The 18,559-nt window shown below is 59.2% G+C and carries 18 protein-coding genes and 2 pseudogenes; 12 read left to right on the plus strand and 8 right to left on the minus strand.

Annotation, left to right across the window (positions count from 1 at the left end; all coding sequences use genetic code 11):
- Positions 1 to 80: 80 nt before the first annotated feature.
- The 8 genes from LRS06_RS15360 (at position 81) to LRS06_RS15395 (ending at position 7,433) form a co-directional block, all read left to right on the plus strand.
- Positions 81 to 1,034 carry a BatA domain-containing protein gene (locus tag LRS06_RS15360; protein WP_257872270.1) on the plus strand — a complete coding sequence of 318 codons (954 nt, stop codon included), beginning with the start codon at positions 81 to 83 and terminating at the stop codon, positions 1,032 to 1,034.
- Between the two features lie 23 nt (positions 1,035 to 1,057).
- Positions 1,058 to 2,128, plus strand: a complete 1,071-nt coding sequence (locus tag LRS06_RS15365) for a hypothetical protein (protein WP_257872271.1) — start codon at positions 1,058 to 1,060, stop codon at positions 2,126 to 2,128.
- An 80-nt stretch (positions 2,129 to 2,208) separates the two neighbouring features.
- A complete protein-coding gene (locus tag LRS06_RS15370) occupies positions 2,209 to 2,703 on the plus strand; it encodes a DUF4199 domain-containing protein (protein ID WP_257872272.1) in 495 nt (164 codons plus the stop codon).
- A 64-nt stretch (positions 2,704 to 2,767) separates the two neighbouring features.
- Complete coding sequence (locus LRS06_RS15375; RefSeq protein WP_257872273.1) at positions 2,768 to 3,298, plus strand: DUF4199 domain-containing protein; 531 nt, start codon at positions 2,768 to 2,770, stop codon at positions 3,296 to 3,298.
- 31 nt (positions 3,299 to 3,329) lie between these two features.
- The gene (locus LRS06_RS15380; RefSeq protein ID WP_257872274.1) at positions 3,330 to 4,280 is read left to right on the plus strand and encodes a glycosyltransferase family 2 protein; all 951 of its coding nucleotides are present in this window, start codon (positions 3,330 to 3,332) and stop codon (positions 4,278 to 4,280) included.
- A 135-nt stretch (positions 4,281 to 4,415) separates the two neighbouring features.
- Positions 4,416 to 5,540, plus strand: a complete 1,125-nt coding sequence (locus LRS06_RS15385; protein ID WP_257872275.1) for a glycosyltransferase — start codon at positions 4,416 to 4,418, stop codon at positions 5,538 to 5,540.
- A 53-nt stretch (positions 5,541 to 5,593) separates the two neighbouring features.
- Positions 5,594 to 6,235, plus strand: coding sequence for a hypothetical protein (locus LRS06_RS15390; protein WP_257872276.1), 642 nt, complete (start codon positions 5,594 to 5,596; stop codon positions 6,233 to 6,235).
- A 13-nt stretch (positions 6,236 to 6,248) separates the two neighbouring features.
- A complete protein-coding gene (locus LRS06_RS15395) occupies positions 6,249 to 7,433 on the plus strand; it encodes a hypothetical protein (RefSeq protein ID WP_257872277.1) in 1,185 nt (394 codons plus the stop codon).
- A 21-nt stretch (positions 7,434 to 7,454) separates the two neighbouring features.
- Here the strand turns inward: LRS06_RS15395 and LRS06_RS15400 are convergent, their stop codons facing one another.
- Positions 7,455 to 8,552 carry a glycosyltransferase family 9 protein gene (locus LRS06_RS15400; RefSeq protein ID WP_257872278.1) on the minus strand — a complete coding sequence of 366 codons (1,098 nt, stop codon included), beginning with the start codon at positions 8,550 to 8,552 and terminating at the stop codon, positions 7,455 to 7,457.
- 153 nt (positions 8,553 to 8,705) lie between these two features.
- Here LRS06_RS15400 and LRS06_RS15405 point away from each other — a divergent pair, with 153 nt between their 5' ends.
- Positions 8,706 to 9,284 carry a hypothetical protein gene (locus LRS06_RS15405; RefSeq protein WP_257872279.1) on the plus strand — a complete coding sequence of 193 codons (579 nt, stop codon included), beginning with the start codon at positions 8,706 to 8,708 and terminating at the stop codon, positions 9,282 to 9,284.
- Between the two features lie 153 nt (positions 9,285 to 9,437).
- Here the strand turns inward: LRS06_RS15405 and purB are convergent, their stop codons facing one another.
- On the minus strand, positions 9,438 to 10,802 hold the full coding sequence (purB, locus tag LRS06_RS15410; RefSeq protein ID WP_257872280.1) for an adenylosuccinate lyase: 1,365 nt from the start codon (positions 10,800 to 10,802) through the stop codon (positions 9,438 to 9,440).
- 159 nt (positions 10,803 to 10,961) lie between these two features.
- On the opposite strand from purB, the gene LRS06_RS15415 reads away from it, so the two are divergent.
- Together LRS06_RS15415 and LRS06_RS15420 are read left to right on the plus strand one after the other, a co-directional pair.
- Positions 10,962 to 13,097: a biosynthetic peptidoglycan transglycosylase gene (locus LRS06_RS15415; protein ID WP_257872281.1), complete on the plus strand. Its 2,136-nt coding sequence runs from the start codon at positions 10,962 to 10,964 to the stop codon at positions 13,095 to 13,097.
- A gap of 134 nt (positions 13,098 to 13,231) precedes the next feature.
- A complete protein-coding gene (locus LRS06_RS15420) occupies positions 13,232 to 14,071 on the plus strand; it encodes a carboxypeptidase-like regulatory domain-containing protein (protein ID WP_257872282.1) in 840 nt (279 codons plus the stop codon).
- Between the two features lie 87 nt (positions 14,072 to 14,158).
- Here the strand turns inward: LRS06_RS15420 and LRS06_RS15425 are convergent, their stop codons facing one another.
- The 4 genes and pseudogenes from LRS06_RS15425 to LRS06_RS25560 all read right to left on the minus strand — a co-directional run.
- On the minus strand, positions 14,159 to 15,118 hold the full coding sequence (locus LRS06_RS15425) for a TerC family protein (protein WP_257872283.1): 960 nt from the start codon (positions 15,116 to 15,118) through the stop codon (positions 14,159 to 14,161).
- Positions 15,119 to 15,180: 62 nt separating this feature from the next.
- A complete protein-coding gene (locus LRS06_RS15430) occupies positions 15,181 to 15,975 on the minus strand; it encodes a polyprenol monophosphomannose synthase (RefSeq protein WP_257872284.1) in 795 nt (264 codons plus the stop codon).
- An 18-nt stretch (positions 15,976 to 15,993) separates the two neighbouring features.
- Positions 15,994 to 16,929: pseudogene (gene hemG / locus LRS06_RS15435) on the minus strand (protoporphyrinogen oxidase); the annotation flags it as partial.
- 49 nt (positions 16,930 to 16,978) lie between these two features.
- Positions 16,979 to 17,347 (minus strand): annotated as a pseudogene (locus LRS06_RS25560) (FAD-dependent oxidoreductase); the annotation flags it as partial.
- Positions 17,348 to 17,414: 67 nt separating this feature from the next.
- Here LRS06_RS25560 and LRS06_RS15440 point away from each other — a divergent pair.
- The gene (locus LRS06_RS15440) at positions 17,415 to 17,960 is read left to right on the plus strand and encodes an HAD family hydrolase (RefSeq protein WP_257872285.1); all 546 of its coding nucleotides are present in this window, start codon (positions 17,415 to 17,417) and stop codon (positions 17,958 to 17,960) included.
- 87 nt (positions 17,961 to 18,047) lie between these two features.
- Here the strand turns inward: LRS06_RS15440 and LRS06_RS15445 are convergent, their stop codons facing one another.
- Together LRS06_RS15445 and LRS06_RS15450 are read right to left on the minus strand one after the other, a co-directional pair.
- On the minus strand, positions 18,048 to 18,197 hold the full coding sequence (locus LRS06_RS15445) for a hypothetical protein (protein ID WP_257872286.1): 150 nt from the start codon (positions 18,195 to 18,197) through the stop codon (positions 18,048 to 18,050).
- Between the two features lie 188 nt (positions 18,198 to 18,385).
- On the minus strand, positions 18,386 to 18,538 hold the full coding sequence (locus LRS06_RS15450) for a hypothetical protein (RefSeq protein ID WP_196956721.1): 153 nt from the start codon (positions 18,536 to 18,538) through the stop codon (positions 18,386 to 18,388).
- Positions 18,539 to 18,559: the final 21 nt, after the last annotated feature.

Genomic DNA, 18,559 nt, shown 5'->3' on the forward strand with positions numbered 1-18,559 from the left:
AGTGTAGTCTTCATTATTTCAAAGCGGTACAGCTTGCGGCTTATTATCAGTGTCTGTTGTTCGTAGTACTTTAGCAGCGTATGACATTCGCGTATCCAGGTTTTCTTTGGGGATTGTTGGCACTTGCCATTCCCATTGCCCTTCACTTATTTGAGCTTCGGCAGCCCAAGCGCGTAGCCTTCACTAACGTGGAGTTTCTGCGGGAAGTGAAGCTAGTGACAGCCCGGCAACGCAAGGTCAAGCATCTGTTGGTATTGCTGAGCCGCATTGGGCTTATTATCAGCTTGGTATTATTATTTGCTCAGCCGTTTATTCCGGCTCCCTTGTCGGCTGCGCTGCCAAGGAATGCGGTGCAGGTAGCTGTGGATGTCACGCCCAGTATGCAAGCCGGGGTAGAGGCTGAGCAGTCTGCCTTTGAGCTAGCCGTCGAGCAGGCGCGGGAGCTGCCGGCAGCTTATCCCGCTTCAAGTCGCTTTAAACTACTAAACAACTCATCTTACTCGGTAGCCGGGGCGGCGTTCCGCAGTGCGGTAGATCAGTTGCAGATTAGCGGAGAAGCTAGCTCTATGGCGGCCGCTTTGGCGAAGACAAACAGTGCAGGCAGAAACCAGCAGCTGTTTTTGTTTTCTGACTTTCAGAAAAGCGGCTTTCCCCGCAGTCAGCTGCAAAAGTTGGATAGCACCACGCAGGTATTTCTGGTGCCGGTAGCGGGTGTTGCCACGCACAATGTGTACGTGGACAGCGTCCTGTTGAATGATGCTTTTGTGCGGAGCGGAACCGATGTTACTCTGCAGATACGCGTGCGCAATGGCGGCAAGACTACAGCGGAGAACAGCCAAGTAAAATTGTTTGTCGGCGACCGGCAGGCGGGGGCGTTTCGGGTGACGGTGCCGGCCAATGGGCAGGCTACGCTGGCGGCGCGCGTTCAGCTTACTGGCAACGCTACGCAGGAATGCCGGGTGGAGGTGGAGGACTATCCGGTTACGTTCGACAATACCTTCTACTTCACTTTGACGCCTTCCCCCGGATTCTGATTACGGATATTACCAGCGGAGAATTGCCAGCCACTCAACGCCTGTACAGCAATGAATCTTTGTTTGCGTACACGCACAGCCGGGGCGCTGGTGGAGGTAGCTTGTCTACAGCGCAGTTGGCTTTGGTGCAGGAGCTGCCACGCATTGAAGTGCAGGTGCGGGAACAGCTGAAACAAGTGGTACAGCGGGGTGGCTCGGTAGTGATAGTGCCCCCGGCTAACCCGGGAGCGCAGGCATCCTACACGGAGCTATTTCGGGAACTGGGCGTGGGGCCCGTGCAATGGGAGCCGACCTCATCGGCGCAAAAGCCGCAACGCAGGGAAGTAGCCATGCCTAGTCGGCAAAATCCGTTTTTCCGCGACGTATTCGGGCCTCAGCAGCGGCAGGTAACGCTGCCCAGTGTAGCACCGGTGTTGCGGTGGGCCCGGTCAGGAACCGACATTCTGAAGCTGCGCGAGGGGGAAGGTTATTTGTCGGGTTTCCAGAGTGGGCGGGGAATGGTGTATGTGTTTGCGGCCCCATTCAGCGGGGAGTACTCCGATTTTACCGCGCATGCGCTGTTCGTGCCAGTGATGTACCGCTTGGCTATGCAGAGCTACCGTAGCACCGAACAGCCAGCCTACCGGCTCAACCAAGGCAGCATAGTGGTGCCCGCGCCTCCGGCGAGCAACGCAGCTGAGCAGGTCGCCAAGTTGGTGAAGGACAGCCTGACGCTTATTCCTGCCCAGCGCACGGTGGCGGGAACCCTGCAGCTGGATATTCCACCAGGCATGCGGGAACCAGGTTTCTACACGCTGGAACGCAATGGCCGCAAGCTGGCTACGCTGGCTTTCAACTTTGATAAGCGCGAGTCGGAGCTGGCGCACTACTCGGCGGATGAGCTGCGCCAGATGTGGGCCGGCAAACCAAACATTCAGGTGTACGATGCCAGTGCCGGAACGTCGGTGGCGGCTCGTTACCGGGCTGAACGGGTAGGTACTCCTCTATGGCAATACTGCGTGGTAGGTGCGCTGGTGTTTCTGCTGGCTGAAGTGCTGTTACTGCGCTTTGGGACGCGGCGGCAGCCAGCAGCCGGCCAGCCCCTGGCCGTTTAGGTTGCGGAAGTCCTCGTATCTTGCGCCCTTTCACGTTGGCGTTTATTTTGGAGTCTACCACTGCTGTTTCTTCCCGCCCAATGGTACGCACAGCCGCGCTGTGCGGCGTCCTTACCGGGGCCTTGTGCTTTCTGTGGGTGCTGTTTCTGTACAAAACCGGCAACAACCCCTACGGCCCCAAGCGCACCCTGTCCGACTTTTTCCCGCCCATTGCGGCCATCCTCAGCCAGGTGTGGCTGCGGCGGCAGTACGCGCAGGGACCGGGGCTGGCGCGGGCGGTGGGCGTAGGCCTACTGACCACGCTGCTGGCGGCTGCCGTAGCTGCTACGGCTTTGTATCTGTTTGCGCAGGCAGCGGGCCCGGGCCTGATCGAGCAGCACCTGGCTGAAGCGCATAAAATGCTGGCCGCCGCCAAGCCGCTGTACGCGAAAGAAGCCAACGGCCTGAAACAGTACGAAGCCACCTTGCGCAATCTGGCGCACACGCCGGAAGGCTTCGGGCAGGATGAGTTTCTGAAAAAGCTGTTGCTGGGAACGATAGTCGGTATACCGGGGGGAATATTTCTGCGGAAATAAGACAGGATTTTGTTCCTTTAGGCTCGCACAATCCATTCCTGACCCTCACAACCTTCACAACCTCATGGAAAACACAACTACGCTCGTCACGCCTAGCAATGCCGGTATTCGCTATGGTCTGATTACGGGTATTGTCACAGTTATCTATTCGTTTGTGCTCATGGCCACTGGCCTGGAGCAGCAGCCCGTACTGGGCTTTGTAACGTTTGCTATTCTGATTGGCGGTATTGTAATGGGCCACCGGTACTATAAGCAGCACAATGGTGGCTTTATGAGCTATAGCCAAGGACTTGGAATAGCCGCCGTTATGGGTGCGATTATTGGAACCCTGAGTGGGGTATTTCGCTATATCTACGTCAATTTCATTGACTCGGGCTACAGCCAGAAAGTGCTGGATACTACCCGGGCCAAAATGGAAGCTGATGGCAACATGAGCGACGAGCAAATCGAGACGGCTATGGAATGGACAGCCAAGATGATGCCGACTGGCCCCTTGAGCATCCTATGGGCTATTCTGGCCACTGCTTTCTTTGCCTTCCTGCTTTCCCTCATCATTTCCGCCATTACCAAGCATAACCGTCCGCAGTTTGAGTAGTAAGCGTTTGCCGCAGCATTTTCCCGTTGAGTTGTCCATCGTCGTTCCGCTGCTGAACGAAGCCGAGTCGTTGCCGGAGCTCACGCGCTGGATTCACCGCGTTCTTGCCCAGCACGGCCTCACCTACGAGGTGCTGCTGATTGATGATGGCTCCACGGACGACTCCTGGGAGGTGATTGAAGACCTCGCTCAGGAGGACGTGCATATACGCGGCATCCGCTTCAACCGCAACTACGGCAAGTCGGCGGCGCTGGACACGGGCTTCCGGGCCGCGCAGGGGCGTGTGGTGTGCACCATGGATGCCGATCTGCAGGACTCCCCCGAAGAGCTGCCCGAACTCTACCGCATGATCACCCAGGACGGTTACGACCTGGTGAGCGGCTGGAAGAAAAAGCGCTTCGACCCCCTCAGCAAAACTATTCCCACTAAGCTCTTCAACGGCGTCACGCGCTGGCTGTCGGGGATTCAGCTGCACGATTTCAACTGCGGCCTCAAAGCCTACGACCACCGCGTGGTGAAGGCCGTGGAAGTGTACGGCGAGATGCACCGCTACATTCCCGTCATTGCCAAGTGGGCCGGCTTCCGCAAGATTGGCGAGAAAGTAGTGCAGCACCAGGAGCGCAAGTACGGCACTACCAAGTTCGGGCTGGAGCGCTTCGTTTTCGGCTTTCTGGATTTGCTCAGCATCACCTTCGTAAGCCGCTTCCGCAAGCGCCCCATGCACTTTTTCGGCACGGTGGGCACGCTTTCCTTTCTGGTGGGCATGCTTATCACAATCTGGCTGGTCGGGGAAAAATGGTACCTGGCCCTGCACAACCTGAAAGCCCGCAGCGTGACGGACCAGCCGCTGTTTTTCCTGGCGCTGGTGGCCGTGATAGTGGGCGTGCAGGTATTTGTGGCGGGCTTTCTGGCTGAAATGGTTTCCCTTAGCGGCTCCCGCAAAAACCAATACCTGATTCGGGAAAAGCTGAATCTGAATTAGAAAAGAAAAGCCAGAACGTCATTCCGAGCGAAGCCGAGGAATCTCGCTAGTGTAGTATTTACCATTACAACATCAGCACGCGAGATTCCTCGACTACGCTCAGAATGACGGGCGAGTGTAAACTAATAGGAGGATATGAACGTCGTCATCATCGGGCCGGCGTACCCGCTGCGGGGCGGGCTGGCCACGTACAACGAGCGGCTGGCCCGCGCTTTCCGCGAAGCCGGCGACGACGTGCGGCTGGTGACGTTTTCGCTGCAGTACCCCAACTTCCTGTTCCCGGGCCAAACGCAGTTCAGCACCGAGCCCGGCCCCGCCGACCTCTCCATCGACGTAAGCATCAACTCCGTGAACCCACTCAGCTGGTGGAAAGTAGGGGAGAAGCTGCGCCGGCAGAAACCCGATCTGGTGATATTTCGGTTCTGGCTGCCGTTTATGGGGCCGGCGCTGGGGTTTATTGCCCGCCGCATCCGCCGCAATGGCCACACCCGCGTGGTGGCTATTACCGACAACGTCATTCCCCACGAGAAGCGCCCCGGCGACCGGCCGCTCACGCGGTATTTCCTCTCGGCCTGTCACGGCTTCGTGACGATGAGCCGCGCCGTGCTGGCCGACCTGCGCCGCCTGCACTTCAAGCAGCCGGCCCTCTACCGCCCGCACCCGCTCTACGACAACTTCGGCCCCATCAAGCCAAAAGCCACTGCCCTGTCCGCTCTGGGCCTTGATCCGCAGTTCGGCTACCTGCTGTTCTTCGGGTTTATCCGTGCCTATAAGGGGCTGGATATCCTGCTGGAGGCCTTTGCCGATGCACGCTTGGCTCGGCTACCTATCAAGCTCATCATAGCCGGCGAGTACTACGAAGATGCCGCGCCCTACGAGGAAATCATCCGCCGGCACCACTTGGAAAGCCGCCTCATCCGCGCCACCGACTTTATACCCAACGAAAAGGTAGCCGACTATTTCTGCGCCGCGGATATGGTGGTGCAGCCCTACAAAAACGCCACCCAGAGCGGCGTATCGCAGATTGCCTACCACTTCAGCCGACCCATGCTGGTCACCGATGTAGGTGGGCTGGCGGAGCTGATTCCGAACGGCGAAGTAGGCTACGTGGTGCCGCCCACGCCCCAGTCCATTGCCGATGCCTTAGTGGATTTCTACGAGCACCAGCGCGAAGAAGAACTCACCGCCGGCGTATGGGCGAAAAAGAAGGACTTCTCTTGGAGCGAGATGGTAAAGGCGCTGAAGGAAGTAGCAGGGTAAGTCGTTTAATGGCTTATATTTACTAAAAGACGAATCCTTTACTCTTAGTGAAAATGGCTGCTTGCCGCTTCCGTTATATAGGCCTGATTGCAACATGTTGGATTGGTACTATACTACCAACAACGGCGCAAACAGCCCTGATTGCTCACCGCAGCCACAGCGGCCGTTTGGCTACGTTTGAGCCTGCTATAAATGACAACTTTGGTCTAGTAGCAAAGCCATACGAACAGCGGATAGATGATACTCCTGATGCAGAAGCCAACGCTGTAATTTGGGTATCGGATTCCACGGTATTGGTTGAGAAGCTTGGCGTAGCAGCCTATACGCTTCAGCACAGCGCCTACCCCAAGCTCTTAACTGGAAACAAATTAATGCTGGCTCTGAAAGCCCGTTTTCCGCGGGCTACGCTTGTTGGCTTTGCCAAATCAGAGCAACGGAAGGCCCCGAAACAACGGAAAGCCACCAGTCCGCAAATGCCGGGAAAGGCCGCCCCGAAACCAGCTAAAGCCACCGTTGCCGCCGTAGTCAGGCGGGAGCCCCCAGCCAGCCAACCGCCGCAGCCGGCTCCGGCAGTGACCCGGCCAACAACCCGGCGCATTACCCTCCTGGGACTCACCGCTATTCTGACGCTGACATTCCTAGGCTGGCTGCTGAGCGAAAAGCCGCGCCCCGCTGCCAACAATGCCTTGGCGTAAGGGCTTACCCGTAATGGGCCTGCGCTGGCTGGTTCTATTCCTGGGGACCACGGTGCTGGCTGTGCCTTTCTTCTACTGGCTGCTTCCCAACTGGGGGCTAGGCCATCTGGCTATGCCGCTGCTGAACAGGATAGCCCAAGCGGTGCTACAGCCTCCTGCGACAGGGCTAACGCTGCATTCAGATACCCTGGGGCTCTATCTGATGGTTGGCGGGTTGGCAGTGGCCTCAGCCGTTGCGGCGCTTATCTGGACGTTAAGGGCTGGGCAGCGTACCGATTCTGCGGCTTCACTTTGGTACTACCTGCACACAGGGGCAGCGTGGTTTCTGGCGCTGCACCTGTTGATCTATGGCTTCGACAAGGTATTTAAGCACCAGTTTTATCTGCCGGAACCGAATACTCTATATACGCCCCTGGGCTTTCTTACCCCGGACATTGCTTATTGGAGCTTATTGGGCGCCGTAAGGCCGTACACTATTTTTCTGGGCCTGCTGGAAGTAGCTGCGGCACTGCTGCTGCTATGGGGACGGCTGCGGCTGGTGGGCGGCGTGGTGGCGCTGGCAGTGCTGGCTCAGGTAGTAGCCCTGAACTTCGGGCTGGATATATCCGTGAAGGTATGGTCGTCTTTCCTGCTGTTGCTGGCTTGCATAGTGGCCGGGCCGGCGTTGCGAATGGGGTATGCTGCTTTAGTAGAACGCCGTTGGCGGCCAGCCTTTCCGCAGCGGCCGGCTCAGTGGCAAGGCCGGTGGGTGGGCGGCTTGCGCGGCCTGGGACTAGGGGTGTTGTTGGTGGAAGCTACTGGCGGATTTGTGCAAACGGCGAGTTTCAATGACGACCGGCAGAAGCGCCCGTTGCTGCACGGTGCGTATGTGGTGGCGCGTCAGGCTACCACTTCTGCTACCACATTACCCCGGCGCGTATTTGTACATCGAAGAGGCTACTTCATCCTGCAGTTCGAAGACGAGCAACTTTACGACTTTCGTCTTGCGTATCTCGCCGGACAACGCTTGTTGTTGCGCGACCACGAAGACCAGCTCGATACCCTGGAATTCCGGGTTGCAGGCAACACAGTGTACTTCCAGGGATATTTGCAGGGTAAGCGGGTGGTGTGGCGCACCCAGCGGCTACCGTGGCGGCAGTTGCCTCTGTTGCAAGCCTCACCTCATTGGACAACGGAGAGTTACCGACAGGACCGATAGGCTGGTAACCATCAAATAGAATTACCCCGGTACACTCGCCCGCACTGCCTCGAATACCTTCTCTGCCGGCAAATCCTCCATACAGCTGGTGCCTAGCTGGCAGGAGCCTCGGTAGAAGCACACGCAGGGCTTGTCTGGCTGCACTAGCTGGCCGCGGCCGTAGAGGTCGAATTCGTAGGGGTTGAAGATGTTGTTCATCAGAATGGTGGGCTTGCGCAGGGCAATGCTGATGTGCATGGCCATGGTCACCTGCGTCACGATGCCGTCCATCTGGTGCATGAGGTTGATGAACTGGGACAGGGGGAACGTGCCGGGGTAGGCCGCGCCGGTGGCAGCGTGCAGGCGGCGGTTGCGCTCCGCTTCAGCCTCGCCGCCCAGCAGCACGGGCGCGTAGCCGGCCTGCTGGAGCTGCCCGATCAGTCGGGTCCACTTTTCGTCGCTCCAGAGGCGCGTGGTCCATCGGTCGCCGCAGCCCGTGTTCAGGCCGATGCGGGGCTTGCCGGTAGGCAGCTGGCTCCAGTCGTAGCCCTTGTCTTCGTGGGTGTCGAACACGTACTCCTCGCCCCGAAACTCAAAGCCGCACAGCTCGAAGATTTCCTGCGCGTAGGGCTTCTGATTCTGCAGGCTCAACTGGTCGAACACGCCGGTGAGGTACTTGTGCGCGGCTTGCTCGTTGCCGGGCCAGGCCACGCCGTACTGCGGGTGCAGGCGGTAGCCGTACTTCTCCGCAGCGTGCACCGAGTCGGCCAGGGCGCAGGCTTCCTTGTCTTTATCGAGGTTGAAGAGGACGTCGAAATCCCGCTGCTGCAGGTGCAGCACCGAGGCTAGGTCCAGCTTCAGAACCTCATCAATCTCGCCCTGGGGCAAAATGGCTGGCGTGAGCGTAATCCAGGTGATTTTGGCCTGTGGATACTCCTGCCGCAGCCGCCGCAGCAGGGGCGTGGTGCGGATTACGTCCCCAATGGCCCCGAGCTTGATGACGAGCAGGCGCTGCTGCACGGGCGCGTACACGGGGCAGTCCTGGCACTGGTAGCCGTGCTCCTTGTTGGGGCGGCAGGGAATATCACCGCGAAAATGGCGGCAGTCGGGATGAACGGTAACGCCGGAGAGCTGGGGCATCAGGGAATAGAGAATGAGCCGGTAAAAATAGCAGACCCAAGGCAGACAGCCGAAAAGACTGACCGGTTGTTTGGGCCAACCCCCACCTTGTTACATCTTTTTTGTTACATTTTATTTTGTAACAGAAAAAGATGTAACAGTCCGCGCTGCACCATGCGTAAATTTTCCCGCCACCGTGCTCCTTCCCCTCACCAGTCGCTGCTGAAAGCTATTCAGGCCCACTTTGGGCTGACGCAGGAGCAGCTGTCGCAGGTACTGGATGTGTCAAGAGTAGCGCTAAACCAGTACGATGCGAAGGGCAAAGCCCGCAACCTGCCAACGACGGCCGTGCTACGGTTGCTGGCGTGGCAACAGCTGTTACCGGCCCCGCACGGTCCGGCTCCTACGCCGCCGGTGCCTGTCGTACTTGCTCCACTGCCCGCCGCCGACCGGGAAACGCTGGATTTCCGTCGACGGGAAATTGCCTTGCAACAATACCGGCTGGAGCAGAAGCTGGCGCAGTGTAGGGTACATCTGGCCCAGGCTCGTCTTCGGCAGCAGGCGCTACCCGCCCTTCACGTGGCCTTTTCCCCGGCCGATGAGCTGACAGAGCAATGGCTGAAATGGCTGGAGCGGGACAGTCGGGCTATACTGGCCAAAGAGGAACCCGCTGCTCTGCTACTGGCATTGCGGCTGCGGGTGCTGGCCTTTGAAGTGAAGGAAATTGAACAACTGTTAGCCCAGTCGGCGTAATTCCAGAAACGGTAAACAATGTAGAGACGCGACACTTCGCGTCTCCTCGTTGAACGACCAGAACCGTGCCGACCGAACAACATCAGTGCCCGAAGGTCAGCGGCGCGGACGACGAGACGCGAAGTGTCGCGTCTCTACCTCGTTCGGGAGGCGTTACACGCCTACGTAGTTGCTGGGCGAAATAACCCGCAGCTCGGCTTTCACATCCTCGCGCACATTCAGCGTTTCGATGAACTCCTGAATAGTTTGCTCGGTGATGGCCTCGCCGGTGCGGGTGAGGGCCTTGAGGGCGTTGTAGGGGTCGGGGTAGTTTTCGCGGCGCAGAATGGTTTGCAGGGCTTCGGCTACCACGGCCCAGTTATCGTTCAGGTCGCGGCGCAGGGCGGCTTCGTCGAGGGCCAGCTTATCGAGGCCGCGCTGCAGGGCAGTGAGGGCAATGAGCGTGTGGCCCAAGGGCACGCCCAGGTTGCGCAGCACGGTAGAGTCCGTCAAGTCGCGCTGCAGGCGGCTGATAGGCAGCTTGGCCGACAGGTGCTCGAGCACGGCGTTGGCCAGACCCAGGTTGCCCTCGGCGTTTTCAAAATCAATGGGGTTGACCTTGTGCGGCATGGCCGAGGAGCCCACTTCCCCGGCCTTGATGGTCTGGCGGAAGTAGCCCAGGGAAATGTACTGCCACACGTCCCGGGCCAGATCGGTGAGGATGGTGTTAAGGCGCTTCACCCCGTCGCAAAGGGCCGCGAGGTGGTCGTAGTGCTCAATCTGGGTGGTGGGGAAGGAGCGGTGCAGCCCCAGCCGGTCCTGCACGAAGTGCTGCCCGAACTCGTGCCAGTCGATGGCCGGGTAGGCTACGTGGTGGGCATTGAAGTTGCCGGTAGCACCCCCAAACTTGGCAGCGAAGGGCACCTGGCTCAATAGCTCCACCTGGGCATCGAGGCGGGCCACAAACACCTGAATTTCCTTGCCCAGGCGGGTAGGCGAGGCCGGCTGACCGTGGGTGCGGGCCAGCATGGGGACGGCCTCCCAGTCCTTGGCGCGGCTGGCCAGCTGGTTGCGCACCTGCGCGTAGGCAGGCAGCAGCACCTTCACCACGGCGTGCTGCAAACTAAGCGGAATGGCGGTGTTGTTGATGTCCTGGGACGTGAGGCCGAAGTGAATGAACTCCAGGTACTGGCCCAGGCCCAGGGCCGTGAACTTGTCGCGCAGGAAGTATTCCACGGCTTTTACATCGTGGTTGGTCACCTTTTCGTGGGCCTTCACGGCTTCAGCATCCTCGGCCGAGAAGTCGAGGTAGATCTGACGCAGATCCGTAAAAATGTCCTTGGATACCTCCGCCAGCTGGGGCAGGGGCAGCTGGCACAACGCCACGAAGTACTCCACCTCCACCAGCACGCGGTAGCGGATCAGGGCCAGCTCCGAAAAGAAGGCGGCCAGAGGTACCGTTTGGCGGCGGTAGCGCCCATCGAGCGGCGACACGGCAGTGAGGGCGGAGAAGGACGTGGTATCGGTTGAGGCAGACATGCGTATAGGGAGTTGGCCGGAAGCGCCAAAGGTACACAATGGCCTTGGCGCCCGGATAGCCCACGCAGTGCTTTTCCCTACCTTTGTATTCCGAGCGGCGGCGGGTTCGGCACGAATCTGGTAAGGCCCGGCCGCGACTGTCCCTCTCTGTTTGTGCGCGTGAATCCAGCTACGAAGAAAAAACTAGGTATTGGTGTAGGGGTAGTGGTGGCGCTGCTGGCCGTGGGCCTGGCAGTGTTTCTGCTCAAGCGCCAGGAACTGCTGGAGTACGCCCTGCGCGAAGTCAAAACCAAGGTCGAGAAAAAGTACCCCGTCACGCTCACGCTGGGCCCGGCCCGCTTTACCGACCTCAACACGGTGCGCATCGACGGCGTGGCGCTGGTGCCCACCGACCGCGACACACTGCTGCAGGCCCGGCGCATCAACGCTTCCATCTCGCTGAAAACCCTTTTTGCGCGGCGTCCGGTGTTCAGCGACCTGCAGATTGACTCAGCCCGCCTCACAGCTCGCAAAACCGAAACTACTGACAACTACTCCTTCTTTTTCGCCAAGAAAAAGACGCCTGTGCGTCGCGACACCACCCAGGGCGCCAACTACGGTCTGCTGCTGAACCAGCTGTTGGAAACGGCATTTGATAACGTGCCCGGCGAAGCAGATTTCCGCAACTTCCTGGTTACCTACCGCAGCCCCGACCACAACGCCACGCTCACCATGCCGCGCTTCGCCATCGAAGACGGCGACCTGACCGGGCAGCTCACGGCCGATATCGACTCGGTGGTAAACACCTTCGGGCTGCAGGGCCACATCGAGCCCGGCGACTACGCCCTGGAGGCCAATGTGTACGGGCTGAACGGGCGGCCCGTGCTGCTGCCCTACGTGCAGCGCCGCTACGGAGCCCGGGTGCAGTTCGACACGGTGCAGGTGAGCTTGTCGGATAAAGACCTCGACGACGACCAGCTGACGGTGCGCGGCACGGCCTGGGCCCGCAACTTTGTAGTAAATCACCCCAAGCTGGCCGACCACGACGTGCGCTTTCCCCGCGCCGGCATCGACTACGTGGCCACGCTGGGCAAAGCCTACGGGGCGCTGGAAAACGGCACCAAAATCACGCTGAACCGGATGGAGTTCTTTCCGGAAATTTCGGTGCGCAAGCTGCCCCGCAAGCAGCGCCTGACGGGCAAGGCGAACGGGGTGGAGTCGCCGGATGAGCTGCTGGCCGGCTTGCAGCTGAAAGTGAATATAAAATCGGGCGAGACGAAAGCCAACGACTTCTTCGCGGCCTTGCCCGAAGGCATGTTCAGCACGCTGGAGGGCACGCAGGGCGAAGGCACGCTCACCTACCGCCTGCTGGCCGACCTGGACATGAACCAGCTCGACAGCCTCAAGTTCAGCTCCTCGCTCACGGGCAAAAACTTTCGCCTCACACGCTTTGGCCGCGAAGACCTGGGCAAACTCAACACGCCTTTCGCGTACACGGCCTACAACGACAAGGGTGACTCCATCAAGACCTTTCAGGTGGGGCCGCCCAACCCCGAGTTCGTGCCCTTCAACCAAGTGTCGCAGTACCTTAAGCACGCCATCCTTACAGCCGAAGACCCGCGATTTTTCACGCACAAGGGCTTTATGGCCAAGGCTTTCGTTAATTCCATTATTCAAAATATCAAGGAAAAGCGCTTTGCCCGGGGTGGCAGCACCATTTCCATGCAACTGGTGAAGAACGTATTTCTGACCCGCCAAAAGACTGTGACGCGCAAGATTGAGGAAGCCCTGATAGTGTGGCTGATCGAAAATACCCGCGTGGCCACTAAGGAGCGCATGATGGAGGTGTACCTCAACATCATTGAGTGGGGCCCGAAGATTTATGGGGTGACGGAGGCAGCACGGTTCTACTTCAGCAAGCAGCCCAACGAGCTGACGCTGTCCGAAAGCCTGTACCTGGCCAGCATCATTCCGCGTCCCAAGCTTTACCGCCTGGGCTTCAACCAGTACGGCGACATGCGCCGGAGCGCCCGGTATTTCCACCGGCTTATTGCCCAGCTGATGGCCCGCAAAGGCTACATTTCGCAGGATGAGTACGAGGGCTTGGGCTACTCCGTGAACTTCAGCAACCCCAGCCGCATGGGCTTCATTCCGCGCCCCGATACCACCCGCACCGTAGTAGCCGCCGACTCCAGCCAGTATCAGCCCCTGAACCTGATTGACCTGCTGGGCGGCGGGGCCGATGAAGGCGTGAATACTAATACGCCAGTGGATGCTGGTACGGCTGCGCCCGCGCAAGCACCCCCGAAAAATTAAGTATGTTTTAAGTATAGGGACGGCCATGCGAGGTAAGAATCAACTGCGGTAAAACCGGGTTGACAACTCTGGCGGGACTTTGGGTATCAGGAGAAGTAAACCAGTTTCTCCTAGTTGCCTGATTGTTCTCATCTATGACCTTTCGCCGCTTGCTTGCCGCCGTTTGCCTGTATGGCGCCAGTGCACTGTTGCCCACTTTTGCGCAGGACCGAACACTGACCGGGGTTGTGCAGGCGCTTGAAACCCGGCTGCCGCTTCCCTACGTCAATATTGGTATCCGGGGGAAAAATACCGGCACTGTTGCCGACGAGAACGGCGCCTTTTCGCTGCGGGTACCGGCGGCCCGAACTGGAGATACTCTCACTTTTTCGGCTGTAGGGTACGAGGAGCAGGCTTGGCCGCTAGCACAGCTAGAAGACCGGCACTTGCAACCCTTATTGCTCACGCAGAAGACCACAACCCTAGCAGAGGTGGTTGTGCGCGCCAAAGCTGCTAAAGTGCGGCGCATTGGTACTACCACCCACAATCCGTTTCTCTGGGGAAACGTCGTCAGCAAAGACACCCACGATATCGGCGAATTTGCCACCTTACTTTCTTTGGGTAATAAAGCCTCGCAGTTGGTGCAGGCTCATATATTTCTGCGTCGGCCAACGGTAGACACGGTTACTTTTCGGCTTAATTTCTACCGGGTTTCCCACGGATTACCGGGTGAGCGGGCGGTAGAGCAATCCATCCTCCTGCGCACGGCCATCCAGAATGGCTGGCTAACCATTGACTTGACGAAATATGCACTCACCCTGCAAAATGACTTCTACCTGGGCTTCGAGTTCTTACCCGAAAAGCAAGGGGCTATTCCGGCTTTCAGCTATGGAGCGCAGTTTGGTGGAGCCGTAGTTGTGCGCACAAGCAGCCTGGGCATATGGAAGCGAGAATCGGGTGCTTCACTGGCTGCTTACGTGACGGTGTGGCAGTAAGCCAGCGCAGGACGGTTGTGGCCAATGCATGGAATGGCGGTTTTGCCGGATGTTGGGGCTTGTAGTACGCAAGCTTCCGGACCGACTTCAGATATGCCCATCCGATGGGCTGTTAGGTTCAGCCTCCTTCTTTGGGGGCAGTGGGCGCAGCAACGACAGCAGGATAGAGCCCAGCAGGAGCGCGCCTACCACGCCCAGGGAAATGCCCATGGGGATGTGCACCAGCTCGGAAACCAGCAGCTTGCCCCCGATAAAAATCAGGATAAGAGCCAGGCCGTAGTGCAGGTAGTGAAACAGCTTCATGAGGCCGGCCAGCGCAAAGTATAGAGCCCGCAAACCCAGCAAGGCAAATACGTTGGACGTAAACACGATAAACGTATTCTGCGACACGGCCAGAATAGCCGGAATGGAGTCGGCGGCAAATACCACGTCGGTGGTTTCCACCATCACCAGCACCACGAACAAGGGCGTGGCAAACAGCAGCTTTTCTTTGCGCACGAAAAACTTGCCGCCTTCCAGCTTGCTGGTGATGGGCAGGTGGCGGCTCAGAAACTTTACCACCGGGTTGGCATCGGGGTCAATTTCCGGCTCCCCGGCCGAGGAAGCCATTTTCACGCCGGTATATACCAGAAACGCGCCCAGCAAATACAGCAGGAAGTGAAACTTGGCCAGTAGCGCCGCACCCACCAGAATAAACACTGCCCGCAGTACCAGCGCCCCAATGATGCCCCAGAACAGGATTTTGTGCTGGTACTCCTGCGGCACCCGGAAATACGTGAAGATGAGCAGGAACACGAACAGGTTGTCCACGCTCAGGGACTTCTCGATCAGGTAGCCGGTGAGAAACTCAATGGCTGCCGTCTGGCCCATGGTACGCCAAACCAGGTAGTTGAAGCCTAATGACAGCACCACCCAGAACGCGCTCCAGCCCAAAGCCTCGCGCATGTGCACCACGTGGGCTTTGCGGTTGAATACCAGCAGATCGAGCAGGAGCATTGCCAGCACGAAGGCCGTAAATGCCGCCCAGAACAAGGGTGTATTTTCCATGCAGCAGCCAGCTACCCCGGCCGCTGCGTACGGCCAGGCGAGGTTGAAGGTAGCAGAAAATCTTACCGCGTTTCGGAAGCGGAAGTAAAGCTGGCCGTGGAAACCGACGCGGGCGCGGGCGCGGCCCTGCGGTCGAAGCGGCGAAACAGGCTGCTGACTTTCATCTGGACTACGCCCAGCAAGGCCTCCCGGAAGATGCCCTTGCTCATTTTGGACGCGCCCCGCGTGCGGTCGGTGAAGATAATGGCCACTTCCTTGATGCGGAAGCCATACTTGAAGGCCAGCCACTTCATCTCAATCTGAAAGGCGTAACCGATAAAGCGGATATTTTCCAGCGGAATGGTGCGCAATACCCGGGCCGTGTAGCACTTGAAGCCGGCCGTAGCGTCCATGATGGGCATGCCGGTGATAAGGCGCACGTAGGCCGAGGCGAAATACGACATCAGCACCCGGCTCATGGGCCAGTTCACCACGTTCACGCCGTGGATGTAGCGCGAGCCGATGGCCATATCATAACCCTGCGCGGAGCAGGCATCATACAGTTTCAGGAGGTCTTCGGGATTGTGCGAAAAGTCGGCATCCATCTCGAACAGGTAGCTGTAGCCGCGGGCCAAACCCCACTTAAACCCATGTATATACGCCGTGCCGAGGCCTAACTTGCCCGGGCGCTGCTCCAGAAACAACCGACCCGGAAACTCCGGCATCAGGTCGCGCACAATCTGGGCCGTGCCATCGGGCGAGCCGTCGTCGATGATGAGCACATCAAACGGCTTCGCCAGAGAAAACACCTTGCGAATGATTAGCTCGGCGTTTTCCCGCTCGTTGTAGGTCGGTATGAGGACGAGCGAATCGTTCATTTGGCCAAATATAACAGGTCAGCAGATGGATGCCGCCGAAATTTTTTCGGCCACCTGGCGTGCATAACGCACGCAGTCGGGCACGGAGACACCCGCCTGCCAATTAGACACCACTTCTATCCCGTAGGTTGCCAGCGCTGCCGCGGCTTCTCTTGCCGGGGCCAGCTGCGCGTCGGCCTGCGGAATGGCCTGCTCCCACACATAGCGGCGCTGCCACTGCGGCACATCGGCCGAAATCCCATACAGGCGGCACAGCTCCTCGTGAACGCGGGGCAGCATCTCGGCTTCCGCATCCTGGGCCGCTTCGGCCGACTGCGCGCCGCCCACGAACGTTGTGAACAGCACCTCATCGGTGGGGCACCGGTCGGGATAGAGGGAACTGCTCCAGATGCTGCCAGCCGCGTAGGCGCCTTCTACCTTCGGGTGCAGCGCCCCAAAGCCGTGGAGCGGGTGCTGCACGTCTTGGCGGCGGTAAGCCGTGTGCACGGCGGCCATGGGTGGGTAGTACACCTGAGCAAAAGCGGCGGCCTGGGCAGGAAAAACCGGCTCTAAAAGCTCCGCTGCCACGTAGGCCGGCAGCGCAATGAGCACCTGCGAGTACGCGCGGTCGGCAAAGGCTCCGCCGGGCGTATGCACGCGGTAAAGGCCAGCCTCGTCGCGGGTGAGGGCCGTAACGGGCTGGTGAAAGTACACGTGCCCGGCCAATCGGGCAGCCAGCGCGTCGGGCAGGGCCTGCAAACCACCCTGGAGCGACACTGTGCGGCGGCGTTGCCCCACGCCGGCCTTGGCCAGCCCGCGCAGCACCGAGCCGTGCTGCTGTTCCAGCTCCACCAGCTTTGGGAAAGCCTGCTGTACCAGAAGCTGAGCCGGGTCGCCGGCGTAGATGCCCGATACGAACGGGTTGACGGCGTAATCCACGATTTCCTGGTCGAAGCGGCGGCGGAAAAAAGCGGCTACGGTTTCGGTGGGGGGCGGGAGCGGCGGCGGGGCGGGTCAGCTCGCGCAGAATGTCGAGCCGGGCCTTCAGGCTGAAAAAACCCGACAGCAGCAAGGCCGGCGGCGAAGAAGGCAGCTTGCGGTAGCGGCCGGCGCGCAGTACGTAGCGGTTGGCCCCCACGCCCGCGGGGGGCTCCTGAATCTGGTCGGTAAGGTCCAGCTCCCGCAGCAGATCTTCCAGCTCAGGTGAAAGCAGCAGGGAATTAGGCCCCAGCTCCGTAATATATTCGCCCTCGCGGCGGCTGCGCATGTTGCCTCCGGGCTCATCGGCCGCTTCAAACAAATCGAAGTCGAGGCCGCCGCGGGAAAGGTAATACGCAGCAGTGAGGCCCGTGATGCCGCCCCCCAGAATGGCAATGCGCGTAGGTGAAGGCATTGGGTGTGCAGTAGAGTAGGCCGCAAAAGTACGCCCGGCAAAAACAGGAATCCGTAGTTTTGAGCTGATGATACCTGGTAATTCTTTAACTGAACCCGCCGGCAAAGCCGTTTTCCTGGACCGCGACGGGGTGCTGAACCGCGAAATGGGCGACTACGTGTGGCGCCCCGCCGAATTTGAGGTACTGCCCGGCGTGCCCGAAGCGCTACAACGCCTCAAGGCCGCCGGCTATTATCTGGTCGTCGTGACCAACCAGGCCGGCATTGCCAAGAAGCTCTACACTGCTACCGACGTGCAGGCTTGCCACGACAAGCTGCAGCAAGCCTGCGGCGGCGTACTCGATGCGCTGTACTTTGCTTCGGCCCATCCGTCGGTGTCGGAGTCGCTCCTGCGCAAGCCCGATTCGCTCATGCTCGAAAAAGCCATAGCCCGCTTTCACCTCGACCCGGCGCGGTGCTGGCTGGTGGGTGACCGGCTGCGCGACATAGAAGCCGGTACCAAGGTAGGCGTGCCGGGCATCCTGATCGGTGAAACGGAAGCCGTGGCGTTTGCCCGCCAGGCGCCCAGCCTGCTGGCCGCTACTGACCTGATTCTGGCTGCGCCGGCTGGGTAGTGCAATGGCCTTGGTTTTCCCGAAAACGACGCGGGCCGCTTCCTGCCCTATGGCAAGAAGCAGCCCGCACGGTAGGGGAAGTCGGTACTATTGCCGGGGCGCGGCATCGGCGGCGGAGGCCATAACGGGCGAAGCCTGGTGCGCGGCCAGCTTTACGGAAGTGTAAGCGGGGCATTGGGTGCGGCACGAGGCCAAACCTGCAACTCCCACAAAGGCCAGGAGAAGAAATTTTTTCATGATTAAGTACAAAGAAAAACGGTGGGCAAACAAGAATGATTTTCTTGCTGTGAAAAGGATTTTAGTCGCCTAAACGTTCCCAAAGCCGTTTCATTATTCCTTTGTCCTAAAGTTCAGGGCACGAAAAAGCCGGCTCCCGAAATGACGGAAACCGGCTTTTATCCTATCAGCCTGTGCTGAAGAAAAGCTTACTGATGCTCGGCGCTGGTGGCAGTGCTGGCCATAACGGGCGAAGAAACGCGGTTGGCTTCTTTCGTGCTGGTGTAGGCGGGGCATTGGGTGCGGTTGCAGGCGCCCAGGCCTACTAGGGCCACGGAGGCCAGAATCAGTAATTTTTTCATCGTACGGGCAGAAAAGTTATA

Origin of the sequence: Hymenobacter sp. J193, from assembly GCF_024700075.1 — a bacterium.
Taxonomy (GTDB): Bacteria; Bacteroidota; Bacteroidia; order Cytophagales; family Hymenobacteraceae; genus Hymenobacter.

What these genes read in the sequence shown, in the direction of transcription:
- LRS06_RS15360 (WP_257872270.1), top strand. Translation starts at nt 81, where the DNA reads ATGACATTCGCGTATCCAGGTTTTCTTTGGGGATTGTTGGCACTTGCC.
- LRS06_RS15370 (WP_257872272.1), top strand. Translation starts at nt 2,209, where the DNA reads ATGGTACGCACAGCCGCGCTGTGCGGCGTCCTTACCGGGGCCTTGTGC.
- LRS06_RS15375 (WP_257872273.1), top strand. Translation starts at nt 2,768, where the DNA reads ATGGAAAACACAACTACGCTCGTCACGCCTAGCAATGCCGGTATTCGC.
- LRS06_RS15385 (WP_257872275.1), top strand. Translation starts at nt 4,416, where the DNA reads ATGAACGTCGTCATCATCGGGCCGGCGTACCCGCTGCGGGGCGGGCTG.
- LRS06_RS15390 (WP_257872276.1), top strand. Translation starts at nt 5,594, where the DNA reads ATGGCTGCTTGCCGCTTCCGTTATATAGGCCTGATTGCAACATGTTGG.
- LRS06_RS15395 (WP_257872277.1), top strand. Translation starts at nt 6,249, where the DNA reads ATGGGCCTGCGCTGGCTGGTTCTATTCCTGGGGACCACGGTGCTGGCT.
- LRS06_RS15400 (WP_257872278.1), bottom strand. Translation starts at nt 8,552, where the DNA reads ATGCCCCAGCTCTCCGGCGTTACCGTTCATCCCGACTGCCGCCATTTT.
- LRS06_RS15405 (WP_257872279.1), top strand. Translation starts at nt 8,706, where the DNA reads ATGCGTAAATTTTCCCGCCACCGTGCTCCTTCCCCTCACCAGTCGCTG.
- purB (WP_257872280.1), bottom strand. Translation starts at nt 10,802, where the DNA reads ATGTCTGCCTCAACCGATACCACGTCCTTCTCCGCCCTCACTGCCGTG.
- LRS06_RS15420 (WP_257872282.1), top strand. Translation starts at nt 13,232, where the DNA reads ATGACCTTTCGCCGCTTGCTTGCCGCCGTTTGCCTGTATGGCGCCAGT.
- LRS06_RS15425 (WP_257872283.1), bottom strand. Translation starts at nt 15,118, where the DNA reads ATGGAAAATACACCCTTGTTCTGGGCGGCATTTACGGCCTTCGTGCTG.
- LRS06_RS15430 (WP_257872284.1), bottom strand. Translation starts at nt 15,975, where the DNA reads ATGAACGATTCGCTCGTCCTCATACCGACCTACAACGAGCGGGAAAAC.
- LRS06_RS15440 (WP_257872285.1), top strand. Translation starts at nt 17,415, where the DNA reads ATGATACCTGGTAATTCTTTAACTGAACCCGCCGGCAAAGCCGTTTTC.
- LRS06_RS15445 (WP_257872286.1), bottom strand. Translation starts at nt 18,197, where the DNA reads ATGAAAAAATTTCTTCTCCTGGCCTTTGTGGGAGTTGCAGGTTTGGCC.
- LRS06_RS15450 (WP_196956721.1), bottom strand. Translation starts at nt 18,538, where the DNA reads ATGAAAAAATTACTGATTCTGGCCTCCGTGGCCCTAGTAGGCCTGGGC.